Genomic DNA, 13,769 nt, shown 5'->3' on the forward strand with positions numbered 1-13,769 from the left:
AGACACTGATGAGTCCCCTCGACCACCTCGTCCAATCGCTGCTGCGCCCCATCCGCCGCGCCATCGCTCCGGCGATGGGATGGCTCGCGCGCGTGCCGATCGACGATCCCATCGATCGCCGCAATGCGCCGACGATGCAACTGTTGTTCCTCGTCTTCGGCACGACGTTGCCGATCAGCTGGGCGCGGCATCTGTCCCGCTTCGATGACGTTCCTACGGGGTGGCTGCTGGTCGGCGCCATGGACATGGTTACCGCGGCGCTGGCGTTCTGCGGCGTGGTGATGATCCGTTACGGTCGCTTCCGCCCCGCGGTCATCACGTTCGTGTCGTCGTTGCTGGTGGCGTTGCTGATAGGCCATCTGAAACTCGGCTTCCAGACGCACTCGGTCGACCAGACATCGCAGATGCTGTCACTGGCGATCGGCGGCCTGGTGCTGGGACGGCGAGCACTGTGGTCGGTGTTCCTGGCGATCGTGGCGATCTTCGTCGCCGGCTTCTGCGCCGACGCATTGCGGGCACAGGAGAGCGGGCAATCCGTGGAGATGGCTTTCCACTACCTGCCTTCGGCGATCTTCAGCTACTTCGTCGTCACCCTGGTGCTGGACCGCTGCATCACCGCGCTGCGCGCAAGCCTGTCCGAATCCGAGGAACGGCGGCGCGACCTGTATCGGGAGATCGGCGAACGCGAGCGCGCCCAATCGCAACTGATCCACTCCCAGAAGATGGAGGCGGTCGGCCGCCTGGCCAGTGGTGTCGCGCACGACTTCAACAACATCCTCGGCGTGGTGGTCGGCTACACGCATACGCGCCACCAGCTCGACGACACCGACCACGACCTTCGCACCACCGCTTACGAGATGGCCGACGCCCTGGACGGCATCGAGCAATCCGCGCAGAAAGGCATCGACCTCAACAAGCGCCTGCTCCACTTCAGCCGCCCGGACCAGTCGCACCCGGTGCTGGTCGATGCCGGTCGGGCGTTGCGCGAGATACAGCCGATGCTGCGCCGGCTGCTGCCGCGCACGATCGCCGTCAGCCTGGACGTCGCCGACGACCCGATGCCGGTGTTCGTCGATCGTGGCCATCTCGAACTGGCGATGCTCAACATCGCCTCCAACGCACGTGACGCCATGCAAGAAGGCGGCGAGTTCCGCATCACCGCACGTTGTGCCCAAGGCGTGGTCGATATCCGCCTGTCGGACACCGGCCACGGCATTGCGCGCAGCATGATCGATCGCGTCTTCGAACCGTTCTTCAGCACCAAACCGGCCGGCGCGGGCACGGGGCTCGGTCTGGCCACGACGCACAGCCTGATCGCCGGCGCGAACGGCCAGATCCACCTGGAGAGCGAGCCGGGATGCGGCACGACGGTGTGCATCGCGCTGCCGCTCGCCATCGCCGCGCCGCCGGCCCTGCAGCAGGCGATCGACTACGCCTGGAGCACGTAGCCTTCGCCGTGCACCGAAGTCAACGGCAGGGCTTCGCCACTGGCGCTGTTGACCTTGCGGCGCAGGCGATGGATCAGCGAATCGAGCCGGTGCGGGTCGAACTCGTGCACATCGGAAGTCAGCGCATCGATGATCTGCGCGCGCGTCACCAGCCGACCGGCCGCCGCCATCATCGGCTTCATCAGCCGGCGCTCGGTCTTGCTCAGGGCGACGCTGTGCCCGCTTGGCGTGATCAAGCACCAGCCATCGGCATCCAGATGCCATTTGCCGCTGGAACGGCGGAACGCCGTGTTGGATTGGCGGCCGATGCGCCGCGCCAGGCTGTGCAGGGTCGCCGCAAGCAATCCCAAGTCGACCGGCTTGGCGAGGTACGCGTCGGCGCCTTCGACCAGCCCGCGGATGCGGTCGTCGGTTTCACCGCGACCCGTCAGCATCACGATGCCCAGGCGCGGATCGCTGTCGCGCAGATTGCGGGCCAGTTCGAAACCATCGGCGTCGGGCAGGCCGATATCCAGAACCACGACGTCCGGCGGATCGGACGCCAGCATGTCCTGCAGTTCCGCTGCAGTGCGCATGGCCACCAGATCGAACCCGAAATCGCGCATGCGCGGCACCAGCACCGCATCGCGAAGCACGTCATCGTCTTCCAGCAGCGCAATGCGCAGGTTGTCGTAAGCGACCGGGCGTGAGCTCATGGGCGGGCGGAGGTGAGGAGGCGGCATCTTACGCTGGGGTGGGCGCCGGTCAGATGCCGCGCGTGCAACGGTTCGTTGCCGGGCGGCATGCACGCTGGCGAGGCCGACTGAACGGCCCCTCTCTCATCCCCAGGCATGCCGATCTGGCGGGAGTTCGCGCCGCGCCCCCCGCAGGGCTAGCGCCAATCTCCTCCGCCCGTTAGACTTTGACCCCATACGTGGGGCGGTAGCTCAGCTGGGAGAGCGTCGCGTTCGCAATGCGAAGGTCGGGAGTTCGATCCTCCTCCGCTCCACCAATAAATTCAAAGAGTTATCAAAAAGCCGGCCAAGTGCCGGCTTTTTCGTAACAGCGTGGTAACAGCAAATAGCGGCATATCCGCGCACCGCTCCCCACGATCATTGGCCGCCGCTTCGCTGCGCTGATGCACGTCGACCAGTCCGCGCCGACACCATCGAACATGATCCGGCGCCCGCCGTTGAAGAACCGGCTGCACCTCCGATGCCTGCGCACTCGGTCCGGTTATACGTCGGCTTGTTAGCCGGACCCAGCTTACATAAGCTCAAGCCGAATCAGGGGGTTGCATCCCATTCGCCGGGGTGTGGCGTTGGACGTATAACCGGACCCACGGGTCCGTCTAATCAGTAGTTAGCCTTCTGGGGAAAGCGATGCGTCGGCTAGTTCTCATAGCACTCCTTCTGACAGCCAGTTGCGATCGGCTCGACAAAGCAACGATGCAGTTCGCGGGCTGGGAGACAGTCGCCCTTTCCTCGGAGCCATTTGAGCTGGACCCTCAAGGCCGCACCTTAACTAGCAAAGATCAAATGAAGGCACTGGGCATATCCAATGCCTGCGTCGTCTTAAAGGCAAACTATCCATTGGGGCCGCAGGCACAAATGGACCGAGACTTTGAATCCTTGCTCCAAGGGGCAAAGGTCTCGGCCTTGCTCACTGCCGATAACGGCCAGGAATATCAACTTGATAGTGTTGGGCAAGCTTGGGCCATGCACGGTGCCATTACTTCGAGCGAGGAGCTCTCCGCCTGTGTTTCATGCGCCTGCGAATCTAAGATTCCGGACGGAACCGTCATCAAATCCGTGCATATCAAGTCAGATAAGCCTTTGCCCGTTCTTGGCGCCTACTGGCAATCAATGCCCAAACTTGACGGGCCAGAAGGCTAACAATTCATTCAAGCCGAAGCCGCTTCGCGGCTCGGCTTAATTCAGGCGTTAGGCGCCTCTGAAAGAAAAGCGTAGGAGCAACCCATGTCTTCACCCGGACTCAAGCGTCTGAAGGATGATTGGCCGCTGCTTACGTACTACCAGAGGTTCGAGAGCATCGTTGCTCTCGTCCTGACCCTGCTTATCGGACTAATCATCGTCGTCGCTCTCTTCCGGCTCAGTTTTGCAGTCATCTCCGGTTTGCTGCTCGGCGCCTTTGATCCCTTGGATCACGTTGTATTTCAGACCATCTTTGGCGAGATCATGACGCTGCTGATCGCGCTCGAGTTCAACCACACGCTCCAATACGTGGTCACTCGACAACAGAGCATCATCCAGACCACGGTTGTAATCCTCATTGCTCTTTTGGCCCTGGCCAGGAAGTTCATCATCCTGGACCTGCACACAGTCTCGGCGGATCAGTTGTTTGGGTTGGCAGGCGCTACTGTGGCCTTGGGCGTGACCTATTGGCTGGTCAAAGAACGGGGAGCCAATAATGGTCAAGCCGGCGCCTGAGGCGGACGGCACCGGCGATCCATACTTGATGACGACCTGATGCATCCGCTGTTTGTCGCCGCTCAAGCCCGCTGAAGCCGGGTCAGTAATCGCCTTGGCTTCCGCAACCGGCAAGGACAAGAGTCAGATTTATCAGTGGTTGGCTGCCCCTGAGGATGCTCAAGCTCGCAACATACGCCCGGCATCTGCGCGTCAACTCGAAGCCGCCTTCAACAAGGCGGAAGGCTGGCTGGATAACGACGACGGCATGCATGTACCCGTTCGCCACTCGAATTTTTATGGCGATCTCCGGCTTGGAGGAGATCGGAGACAAGTACTTCAAGCTGACAACCGCTCAAAAGGCCAAGCTGATTGCCTACGTCTACAACAGGGGTAAAAAGTTACCTAAGGGCGAGCTAGTGGATCTACTCGGCTTGCTGACGTAGTGCGTGGCCATGCGCCTTTCTTTGGCGCAGACGGCCGAAGCCGCTCCGCGACCCGGCTTAATTCAGGCGCTAGACGAACAGCAGGCCGCGCGAGGCATAGGGGTCGCTCGGCGCAGCCTCGGCCTGCTGCCAGCGGCCGATGGCCATGCACGCGGCGACGATGCCGTCGATGCGCTCGGTGCTCTTGGCCTTATCCGGCTTGATGTTCCCGGCCGGGTCCTGCGTGACGGTGACGTTGCTGACCATCCAGCGCAACACCGGGTTGCCGTCGTGTTGCAACTCGCGGCCAACGATGCGCCGTTCGAGTTCCTTGGCAGGGCCGCTCATGCTGGCAAAGCCCTGCCCGAAACCGATGCACGTCATCCCGTCGCCCGCGAGCACGCAATATCTCAACGGTCGAAACGGGCCGAACCGATGGCATCATTCCGATCGACCGACCACGGAGGGGAACAATGACAGGCCAGCCCGCAAAGTATTGCGATCTCGTCATGAAGGGTGGGCTCACCAGCGGCATCGTGTATCCCAATGCCGTTCTCGCGCTCGCGAAGGAATACCGGTTCAAGAACATCGGCGGAACCTCGGCCGGCGCGATCGCGGCGGCGGTTTCGGCCGCAGCCGCCATGGGCGATCGAGCCAAGGCCGCCGGCGATCGAACCGGGGACCGCATGCCGCAGCATGACGCAAACAAGATGGGATTCGAGGGGCTCGCCGCGGTCTCCAGCAAGCTCTCATCGCAGGGATTCATCTACGGGCTGTTCCAACCTGCAAAAGGGGCGCGTAACGCGTACCGCCTGATCGTGATCCTGGCCGGCAACAACGGTGCGCTCCGCAAGCTTCTTGCGCTGCTGGTCGCGGTAGTCGCCATCGCGCCAATCGAAACGCTGCTGATCCTCGCCGCGTTCCTGGGCATCGGCTATTGGGCGGCGGATCGCCAGGGAGTCTGGGCCGCGCTCGCGCCTGCCCTGCTCTGCGCCTATGCCGGCGGCGCGCTTTTTTCGGCACTGCGTGTCGCGCGGGTCGCACGCAAGAATCTGCTGGGTCTGTGCACCGGTCTCTCCCCACATCCCGCGCCAGCTCCCGAGCCGGGGACCGCGCCGTCCCGCCGCCAGCCCAAGCCAGCGCTCACCCAATGGCTTCATGGTGTACTGCAGGAACTGTCCGGCAAGCCGATGGCCGAGCCGCTGACATTCGCGGATCTTCACGCCGCGCAGCGCTATGACGGGGAACCCAAGACCAAGCATGCGATCAGCCTGCAGGTGATCACGACAGGCGTCTCCCACCGCGAACCGCGGACGTTGCCCTTCAACGATGCCAACTTCTGGTTTCTGCGCGAAGAGTTCGATCTGCTGTTCCCCAAGTCCGTGGTCGACTGGATGGTCAAGCAGGGCGGAGATTCGATCGAAGTAGCGGGCAAGACTTTCCACCCGCTGCCCGCTGGCGAGAACCTGCCGGTTCTGGTCGGAATGCGGATGAGCCTCAGCTTTCCGCTGATCATCAGTGCAGTTCCGCTCCACGAGCCTGCGGCCCGTAGTCGAAAACCCAGGACCGAAGAGCCAGCCACGCAGGAAAGCGGGCTTGCGGAAAAGAACGTGGCCGAAAGTACCGAAGCCCTGGCAACCGGTGGCGAGGCGACCTCGACCATTACTGCTTTTCGCACCTGCTGGTTTTCCGATGGGGGCATCGCCAGCAACTTCCCGATCCATCTGTTCGATGCGGCGCTGCCGCTGTGGCCGACATTCGCGATCAACCTGGTCTACCCCAAGACCGACGACTCGGACCGGCCCTTGCCGCAGGTCGCACGCACCGGCGAACAGCAGGAGATCGAGGACGCGGTCTTCCTGCCCACCGAAAACAACCAGGGGTGGCAACGGACCTACCAATCGATTACGCACCCGATCGCGGCGAAGGAGGTATCGGGGTTCCTGTTCGCCATCATCGCCACCATGCAGAACTGGCGTGACCTGCTGCAATCACGCGCGCCGGGCCAGCGCGACCGCATCGTCCACGTCTCGTTGCACGGCGACGAAGGCGGCATGAACCTCGACATGCCGCAGAACGTGCTCACCCGGATCTCGAAAAAAGGAACGGCCGCCGGAACCCGGTTCCAGGCTTTCTCCTTCGAGAACCACTACTGGGTTCGCTGGCGCAACCTTGCCTCCGCCTATCAGCGGTACACGATGGAGATGGCAGAGGGCGCCGACTGCAAACCCAGGATTCCGGCGTACGCTGCGGCTTATGCGACAGCCAGTTCGGGCAGCATGCCGCCTTCCTACCGATTCTCCTCGCAGGCCAAGCGCGACGGGGCCGCGGACCTGCTCGGGGGTCTCACCGAACAAGGACGGGAATGGAAGGATGAACTCCGCCCGGACCTGACCGACGGAGCCCCTCGCCCGCTCCCGCAGATGAAGATCACGCCAACGTTCTGAGCGCCTCCACCGGCTGCCAGCCGCCTCAGAGCCGGGCGATGTCCGTTCAGCAGTTGATACAATGAAACGATCAGCGGCAGTCGGTTGCGCCCGGCCTTGTGGGCGAGGCACCGCCTCGGCGACTGTAAGCCATTGATCCAAAAGCAAGGCCCCGTAGCTCAGCTGGATAGAGCGTCCCCCTCCTAAGGGGAAGGTCGCACGTTCGAATCGTGTCGGGGCCGCCATCCCTATAGGAGTTTGCAATGACCCATCCCGTGCTCGCCGCGCTCGGCCTGAACGACAGCGAATCCGGCACTTACCTGGGCAGCGGCCAGTGGTCGCCCACCCGCGACGCCGGCATCCTGGAGCCGATCAATCCGACCACGGGCGAGGTGCTGGGCAAGGTCTACGCCTCCTCGCAAGGCAACTACGACACCATCGTCGAGCGCGCCCAGGCTGCCTACAAGGTGTGGCGCACCACCCCGGCCCCGCGCCGCGGCGAGGCGATCCGCCTGTGCGCCGACGCGCTGCGCAAGCACAAGGACGCCCTGGGCTCGCTGGTGGCGCTGGAAATGGGCAAGTCCAAGCCGGAAGGCGACGGCGAAGTGCAGGAGATGATCGACATCGGCGACTTCGCCGTCGGCCTGTCGCGCCAGTTGTACGGCCTGACCATGCACTCCGAGCGTCCGGGCCACCGCATGTACGAGCAGTGGCACCCGATCGGCATCGTTGGCGTGATCTCGGCGTTCAACTTCCCGGTCGCGGTCTGGGCATGGAACTCGTTCATCGCGGCGATCTGCGGCGACATCACCATCTGGAAGCCCTCGCCGAAGACCCCGCTGTCGGCGATCGCTTCGATGAAGATCTGCAACGAGGCGCTGCGTGCTGGCGGCTTCCCGGACATCTTCTATCTGTTCAACGACGCCGGCACCGAGCTGGCTTCCAGCTTCGTCGACGACAAGCGCATCGGGCTGATCAGCTTCACCGGCTCGACCAAGGTGGGCCGCATCGTCGGTGAGCGCGTCGCCCGCCGCATGGGCCGTTCGCTGCTCGAACTGGGCGGCAACAACGCGATCATCGTCGACCCCAGCGCCGACCTGAAGTTGGCCATCCCCGCCATCGCGTTCGGCGCGGTCGGCACGGCCGGCCAGCGCTGCACGACCACGCGCCGCCTGTTCGTGCACGAGTCGATCTACGACGACGTGCTGGCCAAGCTGGTCGCGGCCTACAAGCAGGTCGAGAAGAAGATCGGCGACCCGACCGACCCGACCAACCTGATGGGCCCGCTCAACAGCACTGACGCGGTGCAGGCTTATCTCGAAGCGGTAGAGAAGGCCAAAGCCTCCGGCGGCAAGGTCGAGACCGGCGGCGCCGCGATCGAACGCGCCGGCAACTTCGTGCTGCCGACGATCGTGACCGGCCTGACCAACGACGCTGAAGTCGTGCAGACCGAGACCTTCGCGCCAATCCTGTACGTCATGAAGTACCGCGATCTCGACGAGGCCATCCATCTGCAGAACGACGTGCCACAGGGCCTGTCGTCGGCGATCTTCACGCAGAACCTGAAGGCGGCCGAGGCGTTCTTGACGGCGGCCGGCTCGGATTGCGGCATCGCCAACGTCAACATCGGCACGTCCGGTGCGGAGATCGGCGGCGCGTTCGGCGGCGAGAAGGAAACCGGCGGTGGCCGCGAGTCGGGCTCCGACGCGTGGAAGGCCTATATGCGCCGCCAGACCAACACCATCAACTACTCGGACGCGCTGCCGCTGGCCCAGGGCATCAAGTTCGACCTGTAATGGATTGCTGTCATCCCCGTGAAAACGGGGATGCAGTGCCTGACGGTTGTTCGCTGCAGCACTTGGGAATCGAAGGCACTGGATCCCCGCCTTCGCGGGGATGACGAGCCAAAGCAAGACGCGCCGACGCAAGACATGCCGAGGCAAGACGAGCAAAACAAGAACGAGCCACAGCGGCAGCACGGAAGACACTTGGCCCCGCCCTCGCGGGGATGACAGCCAAAGCGGAAAACCCCTGATCGATGTACGGACTTGCCCGCCCCTTCCTGTTCCACCTGGATGCCGAGACCGCGCACGGGCTTGGCCTGCAGGCGATGGAGGTGGCCTATCGCGCCGGCCTCAATCCACTGCTGTCGCGCCGTCCGGCTCCGCTGCCGACCAAGGCCTTCGGCCTGACGTTCCCCAACCCGGTCGGCCTGGCCGCCGGCTTGGACAAGAACGGCGAGCACATCGACGCCCTGCTCTCGCTCGGCTTCGGCTTCGTCGAGGTCGGCACGGTCACACCGCGGCCGCAGGCGGGTAATCCGAAGCCGCGCATGTTCCGCCTGCCGGAGCACGAGGCGGTCATCAATCGCCTCGGCTTCAACAATGGCGGTGTCGATGCGCTGGTGCGCAATGTCGAGAAGGCCCAACGCAAGGGCGGCCTGCTCGGCATCAACATCGGCAAGAACAAGGACACGCCCAACGATTCGGCGGAGAACGACTACCTGCACTGCCTGGAGCGCGTGTACCCGCTGGCCGACTACATCACGGTCAACATTTCCTCGCCCAATACCGCCGGGCTGCGCGAGTTGCAGGAAGAACAGGCGCTGCGTCGGCTGATCGGCACACTGCGCGATGCGCAGGAAAAGCTCGGCACGCGCCACGGCCGGCGCGTGCCGATGCTGGTCAAGATCGCCCCGGACCTGTCCGACAATGACGTCGAAGCCGCCGCGCGCGTGCTGGCCGATCTCCAGGTCGATGGCGTCATCGCCACCAACACCACGATCTCTCGCACTGGCGTGGAAGCCTCGCCGTTCGTCGCCGAACAGGGCGGCCTGTCCGGCCGCCCGCTGATGAGCCAGGCCACGGCGGTGCTGCGCATGATGCGCACGCGCCTACCCGAGTCGATCCCGATGATCGGCGTCGGCGGCATCCTTTCCGGCGCCGACGCCGTCACCAAGCAGGCCGCGGGCGCGACACTGGTGCAGTGCTACACCGGCCTGGTCTATCGCGGTCCGGCGCTGGTGCACGAATGCGTCGAGGCGATGCGTCGCCGCAAGGAAGCCCCCAGCCGCGGCCCCGTGCCGCCGGTCGCATGAGCGTTGCCATCCGCATCCTCCACGATGCGCCGCTGCTCACACGCAACACCTTCGGTGTCGAGGCGACCGCGCCGCTGCTGGCCGAGGTGATCGATGCGACGGCGCTGCCGGAACTGATGGCGCGCGCCGAGTTCGCCGCGCAGCCCCCGCTGGTGATCGGCGGCGGCAGCAACCTGCTGTTCGCCGCAAATCCCGACATGCCGCTGATCGCGATGACCGGTCGTGGCGTCAGCATCGCCCGGGACGATGGCGAGCGCGCCATCGTCCGCGCCGACGCGGGCGTCGCGTGGCACGGTTTCGTCATGCGCTCGCTTGCCGACGGTTTCGCCGGGCTCGAGAACCTGGCGCTGATCCCGGGCACCGTCGGCGCGGCACCGATCCAGAACATCGGCGCCTACGGCGTGGAGGTACGCGAGTTCATCCACGCCGTGGAGGCTTACGAACCTGCCACCGGGCAAGTTCATCGTCTCGATGCGGATGCGTGCGCGTTCGGTTACCGCGACAGCGTGTTCAAGCTCGCTCCCGATCGCTATATCGTCACCGCCGTCGAGTTCGACCTGCCGCGTACGCCCGCGCCGAAGCTCGACTACGCCGGCATCGGCGACGAACTGGCCGCCATGGGCATCGGCGCGCCCACGCCGCGCCAGGTCGCCGACGCGGTGATCGCGATACGCCGCCGCAAGCTGCCCGACCCCGTCGTGCTCGGCAACGCCGGCAGCTTCTTCAAGAATCCGATCGTGCCGCAGGCGCAGGCCGAAGCGCTGCAGGCGCAATATCCGGCGATGCCGGTGTTCCGCGGCAACGATGCCGGCACGCGCAAGCTGTCGGCCGCCTGGTTCATCGACGCCTGCGGCTGGAAGGGCCATCGCGACGGCGATGCCGGCGTGGCGGCGTCGCACGCGCTGGTGCTGGTCAACCACGGCAACGCCACCGGTCAGCAACTGCTCGGCCTGGCGCGGCGCATCGCCGAATCGGTGCAGACGCGGTTCGAGGTCGCGATCGAACCGGAACCACGGGTCATCGGCGCGGCCTGGTGAGTACCTCCGCCCCACACCACCCGATGCGTGCGGCGGGCTTCATGTTCGCCAGCACGATCTCGTTCGGGTTCATGGTCATCGCGATCCGCTTCGCCTCGCAGACCCTGCATACCTTCGAGATCGCGTTCTTCCGCAACCTGTTCGGGCTGCTGGCGGTGCTGCCGCTGGTGATCGGCGTCGATCCGGCCTCGCTGCGCACGCAGCAGCTGGGACGTTATTTCATCCGCTGCGTGATCGGAATCGGCTCGATGCTCGCCGGCTTCTGGTCGATCGGGCACCTGCCGCTGGCGCAGGCGATCTCGCTGTCGTATTCGACCCCCGTGTTCGTCACTATCGCCGCCACGCTGTTCCTCGGCGAACACGTGCGCGGCCGGCGTTGGGCCGCGGTGGCGATGGGCTTCATCGGCGTGCTGGTGATCGTGCGACCGGGCTCGGCGGAGTTTTCCACCGGAACGCTGATCGCACTGCTGTCGGCGGTTCTGAGCGGCATCGTCGCGATCCAGATCAAGCAGCTGTCGCGCGTGGACGCAGCCAACACGATCGTTCTTTACACGTACCTGTTCTGGGTACCAATCTCGCTGGTCCCGGCATTGTTCGTTTGGGAATGGCCGCAAGGCACCGCCTGGGTATGGGTGGTCGCCGCTGGCGTGTTCGGCACTGCCGGACAGGTGTTGTGGACGCACGCGCTCAAGCTCGGCGAGGTTTCGGCGCTGACGCCGATCAGTTTCGCGCAGCTGCCGCTGGTCGCGTTCGCGGGCTGGATGTGGTTCGGCGAAAGCGTGGACAGGTGGACCTGGGTCGGCGCCGCGATCATCCTGACGTCCAACGCCTACATCGCCCATCGCGAAGCCCTGCTCTCGCGGCGCGCGGCTTCCGAGGCGCCGACGGCCGGGGCCAAGCCGGGCGAGTGAGCCTTATTCCCTCTTAAAATTCGGTCGCCGCAACCGATCGCCCCCCGGCCCGGTATTCGCATGTCTATGCCACGGCCGCAGACGGATGCCGTACACCGTCAGGAACACCGCCACCGTCCACACCATCGCCGCCGCCCAGCCCGCCAGGATGTCGGATGGGTAATGCACGCCCAGGTAGACGCGCGACAGGCCTACGAGCAACACGAACGGCACCGTCACGACCAGGACCGGCCAGCGCCAGCGCGTGCGCCAAGCCAGCAGTACCAGCACGCAGGCCAGCGTCATCGAGCCCATCGCGTGGCCGCTGGGAAAACTGTAGTTGAGCTCGGGCGCAATGGAATCCCACAACGAAGGGCGGGTCCGCGCGAACGCCGGCTTGGCGGCCATGTTGAGCAGCGCCGATCCGCCGAGCGCGATCGCGGCGAAAGTGGCTTCCCGATTCCGACGCAGCATCGTCAGCAACAGCACCAGCGCGATGTCGAGCGGCACCACGCCCCACCGATAGCCGACTTTCGAGATCAGCACGAAGAAGCGGTCGAAACCTTCGCGTGCCAAAGTGTGGGCGAAGCGCAGGATCGGTTCGTCGAAGGGGATCACTTCCTGCTCGCGGATCTCGTCCGCCAGTTCGGCGAATCCCCACAGCGGCAGCAGCAGCCCAATGAACACCAGCAGCAGGCGCCAGCCGTGGCGGCGCAGGAACCCCGCGCCGTAGCGCAATTCGCCGGTTACGGGACTGCCGTCTTCAACCGCCACGCGCGCCGTAGTTCCGCTCGACGTAGCGGTCGATCAGCTCGACGAACTCGTGGGCGATGTTCTCGCCGCGCAGCGTGACGGTTTTCTCGCCGTCCTCGAACACCGGCGCAGACGGCGCTTCGCCCGTGCCAGGCAACGAGATACCGATATTGGCATGGCGCGACTCGCCGGGGCCGTTGACCACGCACCCCATCACCGCCAGCGTCAGGTTCTCCGCGCCCGGATGGCTGATCTTCCATTCCGGCATCTTCGCGCGCACGTGTTCCTGCACTCGCTTGGCCAGTTCCTGGAAGAAAGTGCTGGTGGTGCGCCCACAACCCGGGCAGGCCGTGACCATCGGCGTGAACGCACGCAGGCCCACGGTCTGCAGCAGTTCCTGGGCGACAATGACTTCATTGGTGCGCGACTGGCCCGGTTCGGGCGTCAGCGAGATGCGGATCGTGTCGCCGATGCCTTCCTGCAGCAGCACGCCCAGCGCCGCACAGGAAGCGACGATGCCCTTGCTGCCGATACCGGCCTCGGTCAGGCCCAGGTGCAGCGCGTAGTCGCCGCGACGGGCGAGCTCGCGATACACCGCGATCAGTTCCTGCACGCCGCTGACCTTGGCGCTCAGCACGATGCGGTCGGCCGACAGGCCCAACTCGACGGCACGCGCGGCCGAGTCCAACGCCGAGCGAATCAGCGCCTCGCGCAGCACTTCGGCGGCTTCCTTCGGCTCGGCCAGCTTGTGGTTCTCGTCCATCAGCTGCGCGGCCAGGGCCTGGTCCAGCGAACCCCAGTTGGCGCCGATGCGCACCGGCTTGCCGTAGCGGATCGCCAGTTCGATAAGCGTGGCGAACTGGGTGTCCTTCTTCTTGCCGAAGCCGACGTTGCCGGGATTGATCCGGTACTTCGCCAGGGCCTGCGCACAAGCCGGCTCGGCGGTCAGCAACTGGTGCCCGTTGTAGTGGAAGTCGCCGATGATCGGCACCTCCACGCCCATCATCGCCAGCTTGTCGACGATGCGCGGTACGGCCGCCGCGGCCTCGGCGGTGTTGACCGTGACACGGACCATCTCCGAGCCGGCGCGCCACAGTTCGGCCACCTGCTTGGTGGTGGAAGCGACGTCGGCGGTGTCGGTATTGGTCATCGACTGCACGACCACCGGATGGCCGCCGCCCACGTCGACGTCGCCGATCCGTACGGAACGGGTCAGGCGTCGCGGCAGGGGACCAAAACCGGGGTTGGCGCAGGGCAAAGGAGCGTCTTGATTCATGCCGATATT

Annotated in this window: 13 protein-coding genes and 2 tRNA genes; 11 read left to right on the forward strand and 4 right to left on the reverse strand. The window is 65.0% G+C overall.

Annotated elements, in window-relative coordinates; translation table 11 throughout:
- Positions 1 to 8 precede the first annotated feature (8 nt).
- On the forward strand, positions 9 to 1,448 hold the full coding sequence (locus tag J2X06_RS17040; protein ID WP_310064528.1) for a sensor histidine kinase: 1,440 nt from the start codon (positions 9 to 11) through the stop codon (positions 1,446 to 1,448).
- Here the strand turns inward: J2X06_RS17040 and J2X06_RS17045 are convergent.
- The gene (locus J2X06_RS17045; protein ID WP_310064529.1) at positions 1,430 to 2,143 is read right to left on the reverse strand and encodes a response regulator transcription factor; all 714 of its coding nucleotides are present in this window, start codon (positions 2,141 to 2,143) and stop codon (positions 1,430 to 1,432) included. The two genes, J2X06_RS17040 and J2X06_RS17045, sit on opposite strands and share 19 nt — an antisense overlap.
- A 220-nt stretch (positions 2,144 to 2,363) precedes the next feature.
- Here J2X06_RS17045 and J2X06_RS17050 point away from each other — a divergent pair.
- The 4 genes from J2X06_RS17050 to J2X06_RS17065 all read left to right on the forward strand — a co-directional run bounded on the left by J2X06_RS17050 (position 2,364) and on the right by J2X06_RS17065 (position 4,302).
- Positions 2,364 to 2,439 (forward strand) — tRNA-Ala (locus J2X06_RS17050).
- A 436-nt stretch (positions 2,440 to 2,875) separates the two neighbouring features.
- Positions 2,876 to 3,322 carry a hypothetical protein gene (locus tag J2X06_RS17055; protein WP_310064530.1) on the forward strand — a complete coding sequence of 149 codons (447 nt, stop codon included), beginning with the start codon at positions 2,876 to 2,878 and terminating at the stop codon, positions 3,320 to 3,322.
- Between the two features lie 84 nt (positions 3,323 to 3,406).
- Positions 3,407 to 3,877 (forward strand): phosphate-starvation-inducible PsiE family protein, encoded by a 471-nt coding sequence (locus J2X06_RS17060; protein WP_310064531.1) that lies wholly within the window; start codon positions 3,407 to 3,409, stop codon positions 3,875 to 3,877.
- 251 nt (positions 3,878 to 4,128) lie between these two features.
- A complete protein-coding gene (locus J2X06_RS17065; protein ID WP_310064533.1) occupies positions 4,129 to 4,302 on the forward strand; it encodes a hypothetical protein in 174 nt (57 codons plus the stop codon).
- A gap of 69 nt (positions 4,303 to 4,371) precedes the next feature.
- Here J2X06_RS17065 and J2X06_RS17070 read toward each other — a convergent pair whose 3' ends face one another.
- Positions 4,372 to 4,665, reverse strand: a complete 294-nt coding sequence (locus J2X06_RS17070; protein ID WP_310064766.1) for a terminase TerL endonuclease subunit — start codon at positions 4,663 to 4,665, stop codon at positions 4,372 to 4,374.
- 89 nt (positions 4,666 to 4,754) lie between these two features.
- On the opposite strand from J2X06_RS17070, the gene J2X06_RS17075 reads away from it, so the two are divergent.
- From J2X06_RS17075 to J2X06_RS17100, 6 genes are all read left to right on the forward strand, one after another.
- Positions 4,755 to 6,728 (forward strand): patatin-like phospholipase family protein, encoded by a 1,974-nt coding sequence (locus tag J2X06_RS17075; RefSeq protein ID WP_310064535.1) that lies wholly within the window; start codon positions 4,755 to 4,757, stop codon positions 6,726 to 6,728.
- A gap of 147 nt (positions 6,729 to 6,875) precedes the next feature.
- A tRNA-Arg gene (locus J2X06_RS17080) sits at positions 6,876 to 6,952 on the forward strand.
- 18 nt (positions 6,953 to 6,970) lie between these two features.
- Positions 6,971 to 8,503: an L-piperidine-6-carboxylate dehydrogenase gene (gene amaB / locus J2X06_RS17085; RefSeq protein WP_310064537.1), complete on the forward strand. Its 1,533-nt coding sequence runs from the start codon at positions 6,971 to 6,973 to the stop codon at positions 8,501 to 8,503.
- 242 nt (positions 8,504 to 8,745) lie between these two features.
- The gene (locus J2X06_RS17090) at positions 8,746 to 9,804 is read left to right on the forward strand and encodes a quinone-dependent dihydroorotate dehydrogenase (protein ID WP_310064539.1); all 1,059 of its coding nucleotides are present in this window, start codon (positions 8,746 to 8,748) and stop codon (positions 9,802 to 9,804) included.
- Entirely contained in the window at positions 9,801 to 10,841 is a 1,041-nt protein-coding gene (gene murB / locus J2X06_RS17095; RefSeq protein ID WP_310064541.1) for a UDP-N-acetylmuramate dehydrogenase, read from the forward strand. Before J2X06_RS17090 ends, murB begins: the two co-directional genes overlap by 4 nt.
- A gap of 23 nt (positions 10,842 to 10,864) precedes the next feature.
- Positions 10,865 to 11,752, forward strand: a complete 888-nt coding sequence (locus tag J2X06_RS17100; RefSeq protein WP_310064768.1) for a DMT family transporter — start codon at positions 10,865 to 10,867, stop codon at positions 11,750 to 11,752.
- A gap of 3 nt (positions 11,753 to 11,755) precedes the next feature.
- Here the strand turns inward: J2X06_RS17100 and J2X06_RS17105 are convergent, their stop codons facing one another.
- Together J2X06_RS17105 and ispG are read right to left on the reverse strand one after the other, a co-directional pair.
- Positions 11,756 to 12,505 (reverse strand): phosphatase PAP2 family protein, encoded by a 750-nt coding sequence (locus J2X06_RS17105; RefSeq protein WP_310064543.1) that lies wholly within the window; start codon positions 12,503 to 12,505, stop codon positions 11,756 to 11,758.
- Positions 12,495 to 13,760 carry a flavodoxin-dependent (E)-4-hydroxy-3-methylbut-2-enyl-diphosphate synthase gene (gene ispG, locus J2X06_RS17110; protein WP_310064545.1) on the reverse strand — a complete coding sequence of 422 codons (1,266 nt, stop codon included), beginning with the start codon at positions 13,758 to 13,760 and terminating at the stop codon, positions 12,495 to 12,497. The genes J2X06_RS17105 and ispG overlap by 11 nt, the downstream gene beginning before the upstream one ends.
- Between the last annotated feature and the right edge of the window lie 9 nt (positions 13,761 to 13,769).

It is taken from the genome of Lysobacter niastensis, from assembly GCF_031457115.1.
In the GTDB taxonomy this organism is placed as follows: Bacteria; Pseudomonadota; Gammaproteobacteria; order Xanthomonadales; family Xanthomonadaceae; genus Lysobacter_J; species Lysobacter_J niastensis_A.

Bases quoted from the DNA above. Each gene is read 5' to 3' on its own strand.
- J2X06_RS17040 (WP_310064528.1), top strand. From the start codon at position 9: ATGAGTCCCCTCGACCACCTCGTCCAATCGCTGCTGCGCCCCATCCGC.
- J2X06_RS17045 (WP_310064529.1), bottom strand. From the start codon at position 2,143: ATGAGCTCACGCCCGGTCGCTTACGACAACCTGCGCATTGCGCTGCTG.
- J2X06_RS17055 (WP_310064530.1), top strand. From the start codon at position 2,876: ATGCAGTTCGCGGGCTGGGAGACAGTCGCCCTTTCCTCGGAGCCATTT.
- J2X06_RS17060 (WP_310064531.1), top strand. From the start codon at position 3,407: ATGTCTTCACCCGGACTCAAGCGTCTGAAGGATGATTGGCCGCTGCTT.
- J2X06_RS17065 (WP_310064533.1), top strand. From the start codon at position 4,129: ATGTACCCGTTCGCCACTCGAATTTTTATGGCGATCTCCGGCTTGGAG.
- J2X06_RS17070 (WP_310064766.1), bottom strand. From the start codon at position 4,665: ATGACGTGCATCGGTTTCGGGCAGGGCTTTGCCAGCATGAGCGGCCCT.
- J2X06_RS17075 (WP_310064535.1), top strand. From the start codon at position 4,755: ATGACAGGCCAGCCCGCAAAGTATTGCGATCTCGTCATGAAGGGTGGG.
- amaB (WP_310064537.1), top strand. From the start codon at position 6,971: ATGACCCATCCCGTGCTCGCCGCGCTCGGCCTGAACGACAGCGAATCC.
- J2X06_RS17090 (WP_310064539.1), top strand. From the start codon at position 8,746: ATGTACGGACTTGCCCGCCCCTTCCTGTTCCACCTGGATGCCGAGACC.
- murB (WP_310064541.1), top strand. From the start codon at position 9,801: ATGAGCGTTGCCATCCGCATCCTCCACGATGCGCCGCTGCTCACACGC.
- J2X06_RS17100 (WP_310064768.1), top strand. From the start codon at position 10,865: ATGCGTGCGGCGGGCTTCATGTTCGCCAGCACGATCTCGTTCGGGTTC.
- ispG (WP_310064545.1), bottom strand. From the start codon at position 13,760: ATGAATCAAGACGCTCCTTTGCCCTGCGCCAACCCCGGTTTTGGTCCC.